At 62.8% G+C, this 15,093-nt stretch carries 19 protein-coding genes; 10 read left to right on the top strand and 9 right to left on the bottom strand.

The features are described from left to right. Positions 1-16: 16 nt before the first annotated feature. Positions 17-1,231: an acyltransferase gene (locus FJ419_RS20510; RefSeq protein WP_140697436.1), complete on the top strand. Its 1,215-nt coding sequence runs from the start codon at positions 17-19 to the stop codon at positions 1,229-1,231. Between the two features lie 83 nt (positions 1,232-1,314). Further along, on the top strand, positions 1,315-2,373 hold the full coding sequence (locus tag FJ419_RS20505; RefSeq protein WP_140697433.1) for a glycerophosphodiester phosphodiesterase family protein: 1,059 nt from the start codon (positions 1,315-1,317) through the stop codon (positions 2,371-2,373). A gap of 219 nt (positions 2,374-2,592) precedes the next feature. Here the strand turns inward: FJ419_RS20505 and FJ419_RS20500 are convergent, their stop codons facing one another. After that, complete coding sequence (locus FJ419_RS20500; protein ID WP_140697424.1) at positions 2,593-3,465, bottom strand: aldo/keto reductase family oxidoreductase; 873 nt, start codon at positions 3,463-3,465, stop codon at positions 2,593-2,595. A 95-nt stretch (positions 3,466-3,560) separates the two neighbouring features. On the opposite strand from FJ419_RS20500, the gene FJ419_RS20495 reads away from it, so the two are divergent. Next, positions 3,561-4,469, top strand: a complete 909-nt coding sequence (locus FJ419_RS20495) for a LysR family transcriptional regulator (RefSeq protein ID WP_140697421.1) — start codon at positions 3,561-3,563, stop codon at positions 4,467-4,469. Positions 4,470-4,527: 58 nt separating this feature from the next. On the opposite strand, the gene rpsI is transcribed toward FJ419_RS20495, so the two are convergent. The 5 genes from rpsI to FJ419_RS20470 all read right to left on the bottom strand — a co-directional run bounded on the left by rpsI (position 4,528) and on the right by FJ419_RS20470 (position 6,848). Next, positions 4,528-4,998 carry a 30S ribosomal protein S9 gene (gene rpsI / locus FJ419_RS20490; RefSeq protein ID WP_140697417.1) on the bottom strand — a complete coding sequence of 157 codons (471 nt, stop codon included), beginning with the start codon at positions 4,996-4,998 and terminating at the stop codon, positions 4,528-4,530. Then, the gene (rplM, locus tag FJ419_RS20485; protein WP_140697411.1) at positions 4,998-5,462 is read right to left on the bottom strand and encodes a 50S ribosomal protein L13; all 465 of its coding nucleotides are present in this window, start codon (positions 5,460-5,462) and stop codon (positions 4,998-5,000) included. Before rplM ends, rpsI begins: the two co-directional genes overlap by 1 nt. A 269-nt stretch (positions 5,463-5,731) precedes the next feature. Further along, entirely contained in the window at positions 5,732-6,130 is a 399-nt protein-coding gene (locus FJ419_RS20480) for a type II toxin-antitoxin system HicB family antitoxin (RefSeq protein WP_140697406.1), read from the bottom strand. 32 nt (positions 6,131-6,162) lie between these two features. Then, positions 6,163-6,348: a type II toxin-antitoxin system HicA family toxin gene (locus FJ419_RS20475; protein ID WP_126083820.1), complete on the bottom strand. Its 186-nt coding sequence runs from the start codon at positions 6,346-6,348 to the stop codon at positions 6,163-6,165. 44 nt (positions 6,349-6,392) lie between these two features. Beyond that, the gene (locus tag FJ419_RS20470; protein ID WP_140697401.1) at positions 6,393-6,848 is read right to left on the bottom strand and encodes a PaaI family thioesterase; all 456 of its coding nucleotides are present in this window, start codon (positions 6,846-6,848) and stop codon (positions 6,393-6,395) included. Between the two features lie 139 nt (positions 6,849-6,987). On the opposite strand from FJ419_RS20470, the gene FJ419_RS20465 reads away from it, so the two are divergent. From FJ419_RS20465 to FJ419_RS20445, 5 genes are all read left to right on the top strand, one after another. Then, positions 6,988-7,809: an enoyl-CoA hydratase gene (locus FJ419_RS20465; RefSeq protein WP_140697397.1), complete on the top strand. Its 822-nt coding sequence runs from the start codon at positions 6,988-6,990 to the stop codon at positions 7,807-7,809. Positions 7,810-7,853: 44 nt separating this feature from the next. Continuing rightward, positions 7,854-8,636 (top strand): AAA family ATPase, encoded by a 783-nt coding sequence (locus tag FJ419_RS20460; protein ID WP_140697394.1) that lies wholly within the window; start codon positions 7,854-7,856, stop codon positions 8,634-8,636. Beyond that, positions 8,633-9,154: a CoA-binding protein gene (locus FJ419_RS20455; protein ID WP_140697391.1), complete on the top strand. Its 522-nt coding sequence runs from the start codon at positions 8,633-8,635 to the stop codon at positions 9,152-9,154. Before FJ419_RS20460 ends, FJ419_RS20455 begins: the two co-directional genes overlap by 4 nt. A gap of 157 nt (positions 9,155-9,311) precedes the next feature. After that, positions 9,312-10,592 (top strand): O-acetylhomoserine aminocarboxypropyltransferase, encoded by a 1,281-nt coding sequence (locus tag FJ419_RS20450; protein WP_140697389.1) that lies wholly within the window; start codon positions 9,312-9,314, stop codon positions 10,590-10,592. Between the two features lies 1 nt (position 10,593). After that, complete coding sequence (locus tag FJ419_RS20445; RefSeq protein ID WP_140697387.1) at positions 10,594-10,938, top strand: cupin domain-containing protein; 345 nt, start codon at positions 10,594-10,596, stop codon at positions 10,936-10,938. A gap of 228 nt (positions 10,939-11,166) precedes the next feature. Here the strand turns inward: FJ419_RS20445 and FJ419_RS20440 are convergent, their stop codons facing one another. Together FJ419_RS20440 and FJ419_RS20435 are read right to left on the bottom strand one after the other, a co-directional pair. Next, a complete protein-coding gene (locus FJ419_RS20440; RefSeq protein ID WP_140697385.1) occupies positions 11,167-12,414 on the bottom strand; it encodes a cytochrome P450 in 1,248 nt (415 codons plus the stop codon). A 190-nt stretch (positions 12,415-12,604) separates the two neighbouring features. Beyond that, positions 12,605-13,333, bottom strand: coding sequence for a hypothetical protein (locus tag FJ419_RS20435; RefSeq protein WP_140697383.1), 729 nt, complete (start codon positions 13,331-13,333; stop codon positions 12,605-12,607). A gap of 110 nt (positions 13,334-13,443) precedes the next feature. On the opposite strand from FJ419_RS20435, the gene FJ419_RS20430 reads away from it, so the two are divergent. Together FJ419_RS20430 and FJ419_RS20425 are read left to right on the top strand one after the other, a co-directional pair. Continuing rightward, positions 13,444-13,788, top strand: coding sequence for a hypothetical protein (locus tag FJ419_RS20430; protein ID WP_140697381.1), 345 nt, complete (start codon positions 13,444-13,446; stop codon positions 13,786-13,788). A gap of 19 nt (positions 13,789-13,807) precedes the next feature. Continuing rightward, a complete protein-coding gene (locus FJ419_RS20425) occupies positions 13,808-14,335 on the top strand; it encodes a gamma carbonic anhydrase family protein (protein WP_140697379.1) in 528 nt (175 codons plus the stop codon). A 31-nt stretch (positions 14,336-14,366) separates the two neighbouring features. Here FJ419_RS20425 and FJ419_RS20420 read toward each other — a convergent pair whose 3' ends face one another. Beyond that, the gene (locus tag FJ419_RS20420; protein WP_246679271.1) at positions 14,367-14,984 is read right to left on the bottom strand and encodes an ankyrin repeat domain-containing protein; all 618 of its coding nucleotides are present in this window, start codon (positions 14,982-14,984) and stop codon (positions 14,367-14,369) included. Positions 14,985-15,093: the final 109 nt, after the last annotated feature.

Genomic DNA, 15,093 nt, shown 5'->3' with positions numbered 1-15,093 from the left:
CAGGACCTGTATCATTATGGCTGAGACTGCCTTGCTCAATCTTGCATCCGCGCCCGCCGCGACCCGTGTCGGCACGACGGCCGGAGAGCGTTTCCTGGTGCTGGATTCCTGGCGCGGCATCTGCGCGCTGCTGGTGGCGCTGTTCCACTTCCCGACCACCTCGATAGTGTCGCAGAGCGCCTTTGTCGGCGGCTCCTATCTGTTCGTCGATTTCTTCTTCGTGCTCTCCGGTTTCGTCATCGCCAGCGCCTATGGCGGGCGGCTCGCCGGGCGGGACGACCTTGAACGGTTCGCGCTCGTGCGTTTCGGCCGCATCTATCCGTTGCATTTCCTGATGCTCGCCGCCTTCGCCGGCTTCGAGGCGCTGCGGCTCGTGCTGCCGGCGCTGCACGGAACGGGCCCGGCGCCCTTCACCGCAGGCTTCGACCTGACGAGCCTGGTCGCCAACCTTTTCCTTCTGCAGGGCATGGGTGTTGAAGGTCATCTGAGCTGGAACGCGCCGAGCTGGAGCATCTCGGCCGAGTTCTTCACCTACCTGCTTTTCGCCGCCGTCGTCTTCACCGCCGGCCAGCGCGCCTGGATATGGCTCGTCGCCGCAGCCGTGACGGCGCCGCTTTTCCTGCTCGCGGTCTCGACGCGTCATATGGACGTGTCCTTCGATTTCGGCTTCATCCGCTGTCTTTGCGGCTTCTCGCTCGGCGCGCTGCTTGCGTGGTTTCAGCACGATTCCATTGCAGAGGCGCGACAGGCGCTGAGCGGCGGGGCAGGGCGCCTCGCCTGGACGCTGGCCGAGCTGGCGATGATCGTCGTGATCGCGCTGTTCGTTTCGGTGGCGGGAACGAATGACGCCGGCATTGCCGCGCCGGTCGTCTTCGCGCTGGCGCTTTATCTCTTTGCCCATGAGGGCGGGTGGGTCAGCTTGGCCTTGCGCAGCCGACCGATGCTGCTGCTCGGCTCACTCTCCTATTCGATCTACATGGTCCACATCTTCGTCCAGGCCCGCATGATCAATGTCGGCGGCCTGATCGAACGCAAGCTCGGGCTCGGCATGGTCGGCGACCTGATGCTGCGCGGCGACCATGCGACCGGCTTCGGCACCGGCTCGCCCTGGATCGGCTTCGCGGCTTTGGCCGCGATGTTGATCGCCGTCATTGCCGCGTCATGGTTCACATGGCGCTTCGTCGAAATGCCGGCATTGGCCTGGTTCCGCCGCCTTTCCAAGCGGATTTGATCCAAAAACTAGCCGGCTTCGTTCACTGCGCTGTCATGGGCATCGCCTAACCGGGTCCCAACCCGGAACGGAGCGATTCCCCGATGCGAACATTCTGGCTGAGCCTTGCCTTTTCCGCCGCCCTGGCCACCGTTGCGGGGCAAAGCTTAGCCGGTGAAAGCCGGGCCAGTCAGATCCTCGACCGTTTCGAGCATGCCAACCAGTGGCGTGACCATGTGATGATCGCCGCGCATCGCGCCGGCAGCATGCAGGCCGGCAAGACGCTTTACGCCGAGAATTCGCTGGCCGCGGTCGAGGGCTCGATCGCGATCGGCGCCGAGATCGTCGAGGTCGACGTCCGGCGCGCGAAAGACGGCGAGTTCGTTATCATGCATGACAGCTGGCTCGACCGCACGACCACGTGCAAGGGCGAGGTGGTGAAATACACGCTGGCCGAGTTGAAGAAATGCCGGCTGGTCGTCGAGGGCACGGGTACCGTCACCAACGAGACCGTGTCGACCCTGCGCGAGATGCTGCTGACGACCAAGGACAGGATCTTGATCAACCTCGACAACAAGCTGGAGGTGACCGACCTGCCTGGCATGGTCGCGGAGGCGCGGGATCTCGGCATGGCCGATCAGGTGATCGTCAAGGAGAACCTCTGGAACCGGCAGCGCATCGATGCCGCGAGCGCGGCACTTACCCAGGCCGGCGGCGGCTTCCAGTTCATGCCGATCCTTGCCGACGATGCCGTGCATGATGCAGTTTTCGCCAGCGAGGTCGACAAGGCCTTCGCGCCGCGCGCCGTCGAATTGATCACTTGGCGCAACGGCGCCGAGACGCTGACGTCGACCGGCGGACCGCTGTTCAGCACCCGCATGCGGGCGGAAGCGGCGCGGGGCGACTGGCACCTCTGGGCCGACACCTACGCCGTCGTCAACAAGCCGGGCGGCTTCCTCGCCGGCGGTCGCGGCGACGAGCTTGCCGTCGCCGCCAGCCTGCCGCGCGAAGCCTGGGGTTTCTGGGTCGACCGCGGCGCCACCATCATCCAGACCGACGAGCCGAAAGCGGCGATCGAATGGCTGGCTGCCAATGGTTATCGCGTGCCTTACACGACGGACATCAAGCAGGCTGCGCCGGCGCATACGGCGAGTATCAATTAGAGCGCGGCGCTGGAGCGAATAATCTCCCCCCTTGAGGGGGAGATGCCCGGCAGGGCAGAGGGGGGCGCTGTCCCGCCGGCCTATCCAGTGTCTAGGTCAATCGCGCCCGTATTCCCAAGTCATTATCGATCGCAAGCTCGTTAGGGACGGCGTTCCTTCGCGCCCCCTCTGGCCTGCCGGCCATCTCCCCCACAAGGGGGGAGATCATCTAATCGTCCATCACGCCGCCTTCGCCACGCCCTCCAACTCGCCGAGCACATCCCCCGACAGCTCGAGCTCCGCCGCCGCCAGATTCTCGCGCAGATGCTCGACCGACGACGTGCCCGGGATAAGCAGGATGTTGGGCGAACGCTGCAGCAGCCAGGCCAGCGCAACCTGCATCGGCCTCGCTCCAAGCCGATCCGCGACGCCGGACAGCGTCGACGATTGCAGTGGACTGAACCCGCCGAGCGGAAAGAACGGCACATAGGCGATGCCGTCGCGCGCGAGATCATCGATCAGCGCGTCGTCGTCCCTGTGCGCGAGATTATACTGGTTCTGCACGCAGACGATCTCGCAGATGCGGCGGCCTTCCGCGATCTGCGCGCGGGTGACGTTGCTCAGGCCGATATGGCGTACTAGGCCTTTGCGCTGAAGCTCGGCAAGCTTGGTGACCTGCGCCTCGATGGAGCCCTCCGCTGGACCGTGCACCCCGAACATGATGCGCAGATTAACGACGTCCATCACCTCGAGGCCAAGGTTGCGAAGATTATCGTGCACGGCCTGTTCGAGCTCATCAGCTGTAAAAGCCGGCAGCCAGGAGGCGTCTTCCCCACGACGGGCGCCGATCTTGGTGACGATGGTGAGGTCGTCGGGGTAAGGCGCCAACGCCTTGCGGATCAGCTTGTTGGTGACATAAGGCCCGTAATAATCGCTGGTGTCGATATGGTTCACGCCTTGCGCTATCGCTTCGCGCAGCACGGAGATCGCCGCGTTATGGTCCTTCGGCGGACCGTACACGCCTTTGCCCGCCAGCTGCATGGCGCCATAGCCGAGGCGATGCACCGAGCGGTCGCCGAGTTTATAAGTACCGGATTTGTCTACACTGGACATTGTTGCTCTCCTTCGCTGTCGGCGAGGGAGATAAGGGATAGCTGCTGTCCTGATAACCGGGTATAACCAGCACGACCTGTGCGGAAATAAGAACAATGGCGGCTGATCTCAACGACCTCCAGGCATTCATGGCCGTCGCTCGCGCCGGCGGCTTTCGCGAAGCGGCCCGCGTGACTGCGGGCAGCGCGTCAGTGCTCAGCGAAGCTGTCCGCCGTCTGGAAACCCAACTTGGTGTGCGGCTCTTCAATCGTACCACGCGCAGTGTTGCCCTGACCGAGGCAGGCGCCAGCCTGCTGGCGCGTCTTGGCCCCGCGCTAGGCGAGGTGGAGGCCGCGCTCGACGTCGTGAACGGCTTTCGTGACCGACCTGCCGGCACCTTGCGCCTCAACGTGCCGATAAGTGCGTCGCGGCTGGTGCTGCCGAAGATCGTTCCGGGATTTCTCGCTGCATATCCGGCCATCCGCCTGGAGGTGATCGCGGAGGAGAACTTTGTCGATCTGCTGGCGGCCAGCTGCGATGCGGGCATCCGCTATGACGAACGGCTGGAGCAGGACATGATCGCTGTGCCGATCGGGCCACGCACGCAGCGTTTCACCACCTCGGCCGCGCCAGCCTATCTCGATCGGCACGGCCGGCCGCAACACCCGCGTGACCTGCTTGGGCACGCGTGCGTGCGCGGCCGCTTCCCGAGCGGGGTCATGACGCCCTGGGAGTTCGAACGGGATGGTGAAGTGGTGCGGGTCGATACCACGGGACCATTGCTCGTCAGCATTGGTGGAGGCGTCGATCTCGCCATCGATGCGGCGGTCGCCGGCGTCGGCATTCTCTGGCTCTTCGAGGACTGGGTACGCCCGCATTTCGAGAGCGGCGCGCTGGAACCTGTGCTGGAACCGTGGTGGCAGGAATTCTCCGGGCCGTTTCTCTACTATCCCGGGCGCCGCTTGGTGCCGGCGCCGCTGCGCGCCTTCATCGACTACATCAGGACGCCGGCCGGGCACTGGTAAGAAAAACAAAAAGGCCGCCCGGAGGCGGCCCTTTCGTAAGCTTGGGATATCGTATCGCTTAGCGCTTCGAGAACTGGAAGCTGCGGCGGGCCTTCGCCTTGCCGTACTTCTTGCGCTCGACGACGCGGCTGTCGCGGGTCAGGAAGCCGCCCTTCTTGAGCACCGGGCGCAGGCCCGGCTCGTAGTAGGTCAGCGCCTTGGAGATGCCGTGACGCACCGCACCCGCCTGGCCGGAGAGGCCGCCGCCGATGACGGTGGCGACGATGTCGTACTGGCCGGCGCGGTTGGCCGCGACGATCGGCTGGTTGAGGATCATCTGCAGCACCGGACGCGCGAAATAGCTCGCGAATTCCTTGTCGTTGACGATGATCTTGCCGGAGCCCGGCTTCACCCAGACGCGCGCGATGGCGTTCTTGCGCTTGCCGGTGGCATAGGCGCGGCCCGACTTGTCGAGCTTCTGGACATGCACGGGCGCGGCCGGCTGCGCGGCGATGGTGCCGAGTTCTGCGAGCGAGGAAAGCTCAGCCATTACGAAGCCCTCTTGTTCTTGGAGTTCAGCTTGGCCACGTCGAGCGTGACGGGCTGCTGGGCGGTGTGCGGATGCTCGGCGCCTGAATAGACGCGGAGATTCTTCATCTGGCGGCGGCCGAGCGGGCCGCGCGGGATCATGCGCTCGACGGCCTTCTCGACGACACGCTCGGGGAAACGGCCCTCGATCAGCTGGCGCGCGGTGCGCTCCTTGATGCCGCCGGGGTGGCCGGTGTGCCAGTAATAGACCTTGTCGGTGTATTTCTTGCCGGTGAACACCACCTTGTCGGCATTGATGACGATGACATTGTCGCCATCATCGACATGCGGGGTGAAGGTGGGCTTGTGCTTGCCGCGCAGATGGTTGGCGATGACAGTGGCCAGACGACCGACGACGAGACCTTCGGCGTCGATCAGCACCCACTTCTTCACCACATCCGCAGGCTTCTGCGAAAAGGTAGCCATGTTTTGCTCTCAGGTTTGACCTTTCCCGTCCAGGACGGACAAGAGAAGGCGCTTCTTGTTGCTTGGATTGACGGGATGACCGGAGCCGCTCCGCCAATAACAAAACGGCGGCCTTTGCGGCCGCTGCTTCGGGTCGGCTTATAGGCGAGGGCATTTGGTGCGTCAAGCCAATCGAAAATGAGCTGCACGGATAAAATAAAGCAAAAACAATAGCTTGGTAGAGCGGTATTATTTTACCGCAAACTTGATCGGCAGTGGCCGCCTCTGTGTCAGTGTTTGGCTTCGATTTCCTTGCGGGCAGCGCTCGAGAGAAAGGCCGATCTGGTAATACCGCGCTCGCGCGCTGCAGCGTCTATCGCGCGCAGGACGCCACGTTCGAATGTCACGTTCGCCCTGACCACGGCGCTGTCATTGTCGATCAGCGGAACCGAGACCAAGTAAGCTCCTTCCGACAGCGCAGCACGGATTTCGGGAAGCGACACGATCGCCTCGTGGCTGGAGGGCTCAGGCACGGACATATCCTCGGCCCAAAGTTGCAAGGCCTCCACCGCATTCGGCATAATATCCTCCGGTACGTCGGCCGCCGAAAAACAGCCAGGAATATCGGGGAAGCGAATACCAAACGCGCTGTCGACATCCTTCTCAACCAGCGCGAAGTAGTTCTTCATTTGTAGTCTCCTGGTTGCGCACGAATTCAGGTCTAGCGAATCCAGCCTGCCTGCTTGGCGATCGCGCGAGCGGTGCCGACTGGCAGATCTTTTTCCGGGTGCGGAACGACAAGCACAATGGCACCTTTTCGGAATTTGTGATGTGAGCCCCGAACTGAGACCAATTCGAAGCCGTCATCCCTCAGCCGCTTTATGATGCGGCGACTGTCACGCTCGATCAAATATCACCTATGCGCATATATATACACATCTCGCCGCAGTATCAACTTTGAGAGGATTTACGAGGGATCGAATAGGTCCCAGTGGCATGCGCGACGGTGTGTCCGTCCGAGCCGGCGACGATGTCGATGTCGAACACCATCAGGCTCTTGCCGAGCTTCAGGATGCGGCAATGGCCGTCGATCGGACCGGCTTCGGCCTTGCGCATGAAATTGATGTCGAGGTTGACCGTCACCGAAAGCGCGTCCGGGCCGGCATGGCTAAGCACGCAGACATAGCCGCCGATGTCGGCCAGCGTGAACAGCGCCGGACCGGATACCGTGCCGCCGGGGCGCAGATGCCGCTCGTCGGCGTTCAGCCGCACCGTGCAGCCACCCGGAAACACATCGATCGCTTCATAGGATGTAAAATTGTCGTTGAGCTGCGGATAGACGCTTGCCATCAGCGCATTGACTTCCGCCGCGTTGAGCATTGGCTTCAGATCGCTTTGGGCTGGCATGGCGCGTCCTATATATGAATGAGCAGTTCCGGGCGGTGCGCCTGGACCAAACGGTGCGACGGAGAAAACACGTCTCGCGGCTGTTCTTCAATCGGCAGCGTGCTAGTTCTGTTGCTCCATAAGCACGAGGTTTTTGAAAGTGGCCGAAGTCGTTGCCATCAAGCCCGCCGTCGCCGACGGCCCCGTTCTTGTCAGCCAGGACGAGGGCATCCTGCGCTTCACGCTCGCCAGCCCGCCGGCCAATGCGCTCTCGCTGGCGACCATGGCGGCGTTGCAGGCCGAGCTCGATCGCGTGAAGGCTGACAGATCCGTGCGCGTCATCATCCTGGCGGCGTCGGGAAAAGTGTTCTGTGCCGGCCATGACCTCAAGGAAATGACGGCGCACCGCGCCGAGCCGGATCGGGGCAAGGCCTTCTTCGAAAGGACCTTCGCGGCTTGTGCGAACCTGATGCAGACGATCGTGCGCCACCCGAAGCCGGTGATCGCAGAGGTCGACGGCCTCGCCACCGCCGCCGGCCTGCAACTGGTCGCCAGCTGCGACCTTGCCATCGCTTCGCACGAGGCGCGTTTCTGCACGCCTGGCGTCAACATCGGCCTGTTCTGCTCGACGCCGATGGTGGCGCTGTCGCGCAACGTCTCGCGCAAGCAGGCGATGGAAATGCTACTCACCGGCGAGACGATCGATGCGGCGACCGCCAGGGAGTTCGGCCTGATCAACCGCATCGTGCCGCGCGAATATCTGAATCAGGTTGTCAACAAATACGCGCAAACCATTGCATCCAAATCGTCTTTGGTGATCAAGACTGGCAAGGAGGCTTTCTATGCTCAGGCCGAAATGGGGCTGGCCGATGCTTACGCCCATACCGGCCGCGTGATGGTGGAAAACATGCTGGCGCGCGACGCCGAGGAAGGCATCGGTGCGTTTATCGGCAAGCGCAAGCCCGAATGGACCGACGAGTAGCCGGCTTGAATGGAACCGCGCCATTCCATCGCTGAAGGTTCGACGTGGCTGCCCGCAAGCAACTGACGCGGCTGAAGGCCCCCTATCTCAAGCGCATCCTGCTTGAGCCGTCGCGCGTCGCGGATTGGGACCAATATCCGTGGAACCTGCCGATCTTCCACACCCGCGAATTCGAGTTCGAATTCACGAGCGCCATCACCGTCATCGTCGGCGAGAACGGCACCGGCAAATCGACGCTGCTCGAAGCGATCGGCGCGCTGGCCGGCTATGACGAGGCCGGCGGTGGAAAAGGTTACATGCCGGTCGACCATTCGCGTGCTGTCGACAAAAGCGGTGCGTCCCTCGCCGGCACGCTGCGCGGCCATTGGCTGCCGAAGGTCACCGCCGGCTGGTTCTTCCGGGCTGAATCGTTCTACTCCGTCGCACGCTATCTCGACCGGGCCGCGCTCGAAGATCCGTTCAGGCCGCCGCCGCCCGATTTCCTGTCATGGTCGCATGGCGAGGGCTTTATCCGCTTCTTCGAGGAGCGTTGCCGCAGGCAGGGCATCTACATCCTCGACGAACCCGAAAGCGCGCTGTCGCCGACGCGCCAGATCGAACTGCTGAAACTGCTTCAACGCATGGAACACTCCGGCACCGCGCAGGTGATCATGGCCACGCACTCGCCGCTGCTGATGGCTTGCCCGAACGCACGGCTCTTCCGCATCGGCCGCTTCGGCCTCGACCCGCTCGATTTTCAAGACACCGATCATTTTCGCATGATGCGCGACTTCTGCAGCGATCCGGCTGCCTTTCTCGCCGAAGCGCTGTATGAGGACGAACCATGAATCACGATACCTACGACAACAGCTACATCGCCGGCATCCTGAATTCAGTGAAGACGATCGCCATGGTCGGCGCTTCGCCCAACGATGTGCGGCCAAGCTACTTCGTGCTGAAATATCTTTTAGCCAAGGGCTTTTCGGTGTTCCCGATCAATCCCGGTCATGCCGGCAAGCAGATCCTCGGACAGACGGTCTATGCGAGCCTCGCCGACCTGCCGCAGCCGGTCGACATGGTCGACATCTTTCGCGCTTCCTCGGCGGTGCCCGGTATCGTCGACCAGGTGCTGCAGCTCGAACCGCTGCCCAAGGTCGTCTGGATGCAGCTTGGCGTGCGCAACGATGAGGCGGCTGCCCGCGCCGAAGCTGTCGGCATCAAGGTGGTGATGAACCGCTGCCCGAAGATCGAATACGGCAAGCTGTCCGGCGAGATCGGCTGGACCGGCGTCAACTCCGGCGTTCTGTCGTCGAAAAAACCCCTGATGCGCCAGGGATTTCAGAGCTTCGGCGTAAGACAGAAATAAGCATGCGGTAGTTCGCGCAAAATTATTCCGGGACGAAATGGATTTTCCCAGGCGTTCGTCGTAGATCGCGCCCCGAACGGTATTTTCTTCTTTGCATTCCCGGCCGCGCTTCGCCAAGAATGCCCGGCGATTTTCGAACGTTAGGAGAGGGATTTCGATGACTCGTGCGCCTGGTTTCAACACTTTGGCCGTTCATGCGGGCGCAAAGCCCGATCCGGCGACCGGCGCTCGCGCCACGCCGATCTACCAGACCACCTCCTTCGTCTTCGACGATGCCGATCACGCCGCCTCGCTGTTCGGGCTGAAGGCCTTCGGCAACATCTACACGCGCATCATGAATCCGACCCAGGCGGTTCTCGAGGAACGCGTCGCGGCGCTCGAAGGCGGCACCGCGGCACTTGCCGTCGCCTCGGGCCACGCCGCGCAGGTCATCGTCTTCCACAATCTGATGCAGCCGGGCGACAACTTCGTCGCCGCCAACAAGCTTTATGGCGGCTCGATCAACCAGTTCGGCCATGCCTTCAAGAACTTCGGCTGGGAAGTTCGCTGGGCAGAAGCAAACGATCCGGCGACTTTCGAGAGCCAGATCGACGAAAGGACCAAGGCGATATTCATCGAGAGCCTTGCCAACCCTGGCGGCATCTTCGTCGACATCGAGAAGATCGGCGACATCGCCCGCAAGCACGGCCTGCCGTTGATCGTCGACAACACGTTGGCTTCGCCCTATCTGGTGCGGCCGATCGAGCACGGCGCCGACATCGTCGTGCACTCGTTGACCAAATTCATCGGCGGCCACGGCAATTCTATCGGCGGCGCCATCGTTGACGGCGGCACTTTCGACTGGTCGAAGTCCGGCAAATACCCGATGCTGTCGGAGCCGCGCCCTGAATATGGCGGCCTCGTCCTGCACGAAACTTTCGGCAACTTCGCCTTCGCGATTGCCGCCCGCGTGCTCGGCCTGCGCGACATCGGCCCGGCGATCTCGCCCTTCAACGCCTTCCTGATCCTGACCGGCCTGGAGACGCTGCCGCTGCGCATGCAGCGTCATTGCGACAATGCCGCGAGCGTGGCCGGCTGGCTGTCGAACCATCCCAAGGTTGCCTGGGTGAACTATCCCGGCCTGCCAAGCGACAAGAACAACGCGCTGCAGAAGAAATATTCGCCGCAGGGTGCTGGCGCGGTGTTCACCTTCGGCCTCAAGGGCGGCTACGAGGCCGGCATCAAATTCGTCGAGGCGCTCGAACTGTTCTCGCACCTCGCCAATGTCGGCGACACCAAATCGCTGGTCATCCATCCGGCCTCGACCACGCATCGCCAGCTTTCCGACGAGCAGAAGGTCAAGGCCGGCGCCGGACCTGACACCGTCCGCCTTTCGGTCGGCATCGAGGACGTCAACGATATCGTTGCCGATCTCGAGCAGGCGCTCGGCAAGGTCTGATATGTCGGCCTTTCTTGCGCTCAACACCGAGACCGTCGATCCTGAGGCCGGCGCGCCGCTGCCGGACCGTGTGATTTCGGGCGATCCCAAATTCCGCACCTGGAATGTCGAGGAGCGCGACGGCGGCCTCTATGCCGGCATCTGGGAAGCGACGCCAGGCAAATGGCGCATCGTCTATGACGAATGGGAGTTCTGCCACATCCTGTCCGGCGTGTCGGTGATCGCCGAGGACGGCGGCGAGGCGCGCACCGTGCGGGCCGGCGATAGTTTCGTGCTGAGGCCAGGGTTCAAGGGCACCTGGGAAGTGCTCGAGACGACGCGCAAGGAATATGTGATCCGGCTTTGAGTGGGTTTCCGGTTGGCGAAGGCCTATCGCCTCGTCATTCCATGGCGAAGCAAGGAGCGAAGCGACGCGCGCAGACCATGGAATCCATGCCGCGACGTTAAGACGGCCATCACGGTGCAGACTTCTGCACCGCCGCATCCTTCGGTCAAAGTAACGGCATGGATCCCCGGGTCTGCGCTCCGCTTTGCGTCGCTACGCCCGAGGATGACGAAGTCGGCTACGCCTCGCTCAAAAACTGACAGTCACCCGCTCCAGCCCATGAAAATGATAGCTGTCGCGGAAACGCGGTTCCTCGGCCAAATGCAACTCCGGAAGCCGATCGAACAGCCTCTTCAATGACACCTGCAGCTCCAGCCTGGCCAGCGGCGCGCCGATGCAGAAATGGATGCCGGCGCCGAAGGAGACGTTCTTCTGATCCATGCGGGCCGGACTGAAGGTGTCGGGCTCGGCAAAGGCAAGCGGATCGTGGTTGGCCATACCGAGCAGCAGCGCGACCATCTCTCCGGGTTTGACCAGAATGCCCGGCGAAACTTCCATCTCTTCATAAGCGTAGCGCAAAAACATGTGCAGCGGCGCGTCGTAGCGCAGGCATTCCTCGACCGTCGCGACGTTTTTCTCCGGCGTTTCGAAGAAACGCCGTGGATCCCCGCCTTGCGCCAGGATCGAGCGCACCGCATTGCCGGTCTGGTGCACGGTTGCCTCATGGCCGGCATTGAGTAGAAGGATCGCCGAGGAAACCAGCTCGTCTTCCGAGAGCTTTTGGCCGTTCTCCTGGGCTGAGATCAAGAGCGACAGCAGATCGTCGCCGGGTTTCTTGCGCCGCTCCGCAATATAGCCGCGCAGGAAGTCGGAAAAATCGCGTGCGGCGCGGTTCGCCGTCTCCTCGGTCTCGCGCGTGCGGCCATGCATGTACATGGCGACCATCTGGTGCGACCAGTCGAGCAGTTGCGGCCCCATCTCGACCGGAACGCCGAGCATTTCGGCGATGATGGTGATCGGCAAGGGCGAGGCGTAGGCGGGCAGAAAGTCGACGCCGTTTGGCTCGAAGCGGTCGACCAGCTCGTTGGCCAGCACCTCGATGCGCGGCCTGAGGCGCTCGACCTGGCGTGAGACGAAGGCGCGATTGACCAGCGTTCTGAGCCGCGTATGCACTGGTGGCTCGAGCTCCAGCATGGAATTGGCCTCGATTGCGTCGAAGGCGACGAGGTGCGAGCGGTCGTCGCCGACGCCCCGGCTGTCGGGAATCCCCGCCGGATTCTGCCGGCCGAAACGGCGGTCGCGCAGCAAGCGGTTGACGTCATCGAAGCCGCCAAAGCACCAGAACCCATAATCTTCCCAGAAGAAGGTGTTCGCGGCACCGTGCAGAAAGGCGTAGGCCTCATAAGGGTTCTGCACGAAGGCTGGTTCGTGCGGGTCGAGACGCAGGCGGCGGCTTTTTGGATCAAACTCCAGATAGGCAGATATCAAATCGGTCATCCCAGACCATTAGCGCGCCTTGTCGACGCGATGCCAGACCGTATTTTGGCCTGTGAAGTCCAGGCGTTGAGCCAGACGAGCGGCGTAGGCATTGCGAGCTGTCTAAGGCCGGGTCGCTCAAGGCCGGCAATAACGTTTCGACGGCGACATCGCTCCAGTTTGATAGCCGGCTAAATGATCGAGCGTCGCGTCAGTGGCCCGTCTTCAAGATACCCGCCACTTTGGCTGCAATCGCCGCGTCGAGCGCCGGCCAGTTCGCGAGCAGCTCGCGCGGAAAGCGATAGGTGAGGCTGAGATCGTCGCCGACCTGGATGTCGCGCTCGCAGGGCGCCAGCGATTCCCCGGCACTCGGGCCGCTCAGGCAGCGGGCGACGAACGGATCTTTACCGGGACGCTCCGCAACAGCCAACACCTCGTTGAGATAACCTGATTTTTCGCTGAAGGCGTAAACCGTCGTGCCGCCCGGGCCGGGCGTCCCCGGCTTTTCGATCAGAGCGCTGTAGATGGGCGCGAAACGGCCGCTCATGTCGCGCGACATCATGCGCGGCTCGAACGACAGGAAGATGATCTTCCTGGTCGTCGCATGGTTGAAGTCGTCGCGCGCGGCCGTGCTGTAGCCGTCCATTTCGGGATAGCGCAGATAGAGGTCGAGCCGCGAGGCGATGCCGTCGCGCCTGGCCTGGTCGAAGCGGATGAAGTTTGCCGGCACGCTGATGAGGTTGTTGCCCATGACGATCTGGCGCACCGTCTTGTCATCCGTATAGCCGGCCATGGCGATCGATCGTCCAAGCCATTTGCCGCCGACGCTGATGGCAATCGAAAGCAGCGCCAGCGCCGCGAAGATATAAAAGACCCGCTTCATCAAGGTCGAGTTGACGACCTCGAAGTCAGCGATCTCGGCAACATTTGCCTCTCTCATTTGCTCTTCCCCGATCCGCCCACCTGTCTTTCGGCGGCACAGCCTGCGCGGCATGGCTCTTGCAGCGCGTTGGCACGACTGTGCGTTTTCATGGTAAACGGTTAGTAAACATGGATCCTGTTGTGCTTGTTCTTTACGCTTTCGCGGTTGGTCTAACGGCTTGCGGGCTGGCCGGATCGGCCATGGAATTGCTGGCCGGCCGGCGCCTGGCCTTTGCTGAACCCTATGTTTCGCCCGTCCATATCCTGCGTTCGCTCGCGGCAACGGCCTGTGCCGGGCCGTTCATGCTCACCAACGAGACCTTGGCCGCCCGGCGCGAGGGTCGCATCGGCACGATGGCGCTGTTGTCCTGCGGGTGCACGGCCATCGCCTGGGCGCTGGCGCTCGGCGTCGTGCTCATCGCCATTGCATCCTGGGCGACCGAGAATTTAGGGTCCTTCGAATTCTCTGGTTGAGACGATTCGGAGACGAACAATGCCGATCTATGCGATCGATGGGAAAGCGCCCGAGTTCGAGGACGCCGATACGAACTGGATCGCGCCCGACGCCACGCTGATCGGCAATATCCGGATCGGCCGCAATGCCGGCTTCTGGTTCGGCGTCGCCATCCGCGGTGACGGCGAACCGATCATCATCGGCGCCGATACCAATGTGCAGGAACACACGATCATGCACACCGATCCGGGCTTTCCGCTGACCATCGGCGAAGGCTGCACGATCGGCCACCGCGCTTTGCTGCATGGCTGCACGATCGGCGACAACAGCCTGATCGGCATGGGCGCCATCGTGCTGAACGGCGCCAGGATCGGCAACAACTCGCTGGTCGGCGCCGGCGCCCTGGTGACGGAAAACAAGGTTTTTCCGGACAATTCGCTGATCGTCGGCTCGCCCGCCAAGGTGATAAGGACGCTGGACGAAGCGGCGATCGAGCGGCTGCGCGTCTCGGCGGCCCACTATGTGGCCAATGCCAAACGCTTCAAGGCCAAGCTCAAGACAGTGTGACGGCGGCGGGCAGCAACTCCGCCTGTCTTCATCAGCGGCGGCTGTTCATCGCTTCACGCAACAGAAGGGCGCCGGCTTCGAAACCGGCCTCCTCCGCGCCTCCCAGCGCCGTTTCGTAGTCGTCGATGCGGGTCCGCAGCGACGGGTTCGCGCCTGACAGGAGCAGCAGACGGATCGCCTCGGCGTCGCGCCGGGACACTGCATAGTGCAGGGGAGTCCAGTCGTTCACGCCGCGCATATCCGGGTCGGCGCCATGCGCGAGCAGGATATGGATGACGTCCAGCCGGTCAGGCCGTTCCGTCGACAGCGCGGCAATGATCGATGGAAACCCGGCCGGGTCCTCGTAGTTCGGGTTTGTACCGGCATCGAGCAAGGCGGTGATGAACGCGGCCGGGCTCCAATAGATCGCATATTCCAGCGGATGGCCAAGGCCGAGCTCGAACGGCATCCGCTCGTCGAACCAGCGCGCTGAGCCGCCGAGCGCCTTTCCAAGGCCTTCGAAGTCACCCGCCTTGAAGGCGTCGTCGATAGCCTTGAAAAGGCGGTGTCTGGCGCCGCGATCCTCAGGGACTTCCAGCATCGCCTTCATCCGCAACGAACAAGCCATACTGCTCCCATCCGCCTCGGCGGGGAAGGGCGTGCCGACCATGGCGCTTCGGCAGCTGAGCGCCGATTGGTTCAGCCGGCGGGCGGCGACCGAAATGGCGGAGCCGGCCCCGGGGACAGGGGCCGGCTCCTAAAACCCGTTCGTTGGGGAC

The sequence above is a fragment of the Mesorhizobium sp. B2-6-2 genome, assembly GCF_006440615.1.
In the GTDB taxonomy this organism is placed as follows: Bacteria; Pseudomonadota; Alphaproteobacteria; order Rhizobiales; family Rhizobiaceae; genus Mesorhizobium.
This window is presented reverse-complemented; position numbering and strand designations above follow the sequence as displayed.

Bases quoted from the DNA above. Each gene is read 5' to 3' on its own strand.
- FJ419_RS20470 (WP_140697401.1), bottom strand. From the start codon at position 6,848: ATGCCAGCCCAAAGCGATCTGAAGCCAATGCTCAACGCGGCGGAAGTC.
- FJ419_RS20425 (WP_140697379.1), top strand. From the start codon at position 13,808: ATGCCGATCTATGCGATCGATGGGAAAGCGCCCGAGTTCGAGGACGCC.
- rplM (WP_140697411.1), bottom strand. From the start codon at position 5,462: ATGGCTACCTTTTCGCAGAAGCCTGCGGATGTGGTGAAGAAGTGGGTG.
- FJ419_RS20480 (WP_140697406.1), bottom strand. From the start codon at position 6,130: ATGAAGAACTACTTCGCGCTGGTTGAGAAGGATGTCGACAGCGCGTTT.
- rpsI (WP_140697417.1), bottom strand. From the start codon at position 4,998: ATGGCTGAGCTTTCCTCGCTCGCAGAACTCGGCACCATCGCCGCGCAG.
- FJ419_RS20430 (WP_140697381.1), top strand. From the start codon at position 13,444: ATGGATCCTGTTGTGCTTGTTCTTTACGCTTTCGCGGTTGGTCTAACG.
- FJ419_RS20510 (WP_140697436.1), top strand. From the start codon at position 17: ATGGCTGAGACTGCCTTGCTCAATCTTGCATCCGCGCCCGCCGCGACC.
- FJ419_RS20420 (WP_246679271.1), bottom strand. From the start codon at position 14,984: ATGGTCGGCACGCCCTTCCCCGCCGAGGCGGATGGGAGCAGTATGGCT.
- FJ419_RS20445 (WP_140697387.1), top strand. From the start codon at position 10,594: ATGTCGGCCTTTCTTGCGCTCAACACCGAGACCGTCGATCCTGAGGCC.
- FJ419_RS20435 (WP_140697383.1), bottom strand. From the start codon at position 13,333: ATGAGAGAGGCAAATGTTGCCGAGATCGCTGACTTCGAGGTCGTCAAC.
- FJ419_RS20495 (WP_140697421.1), top strand. From the start codon at position 3,561: ATGGCGGCTGATCTCAACGACCTCCAGGCATTCATGGCCGTCGCTCGC.
- FJ419_RS20500 (WP_140697424.1), bottom strand. From the start codon at position 3,465: ATGTCCAGTGTAGACAAATCCGGTACTTATAAACTCGGCGACCGCTCG.
- FJ419_RS20450 (WP_140697389.1), top strand. From the start codon at position 9,312: ATGACTCGTGCGCCTGGTTTCAACACTTTGGCCGTTCATGCGGGCGCA.
- FJ419_RS20455 (WP_140697391.1), top strand. From the start codon at position 8,633: ATGAATCACGATACCTACGACAACAGCTACATCGCCGGCATCCTGAAT.
- FJ419_RS20440 (WP_140697385.1), bottom strand. From the start codon at position 12,414: ATGACCGATTTGATATCTGCCTATCTGGAGTTTGATCCAAAAAGCCGC.
- FJ419_RS20505 (WP_140697433.1), top strand. From the start codon at position 1,315: ATGCGAACATTCTGGCTGAGCCTTGCCTTTTCCGCCGCCCTGGCCACC.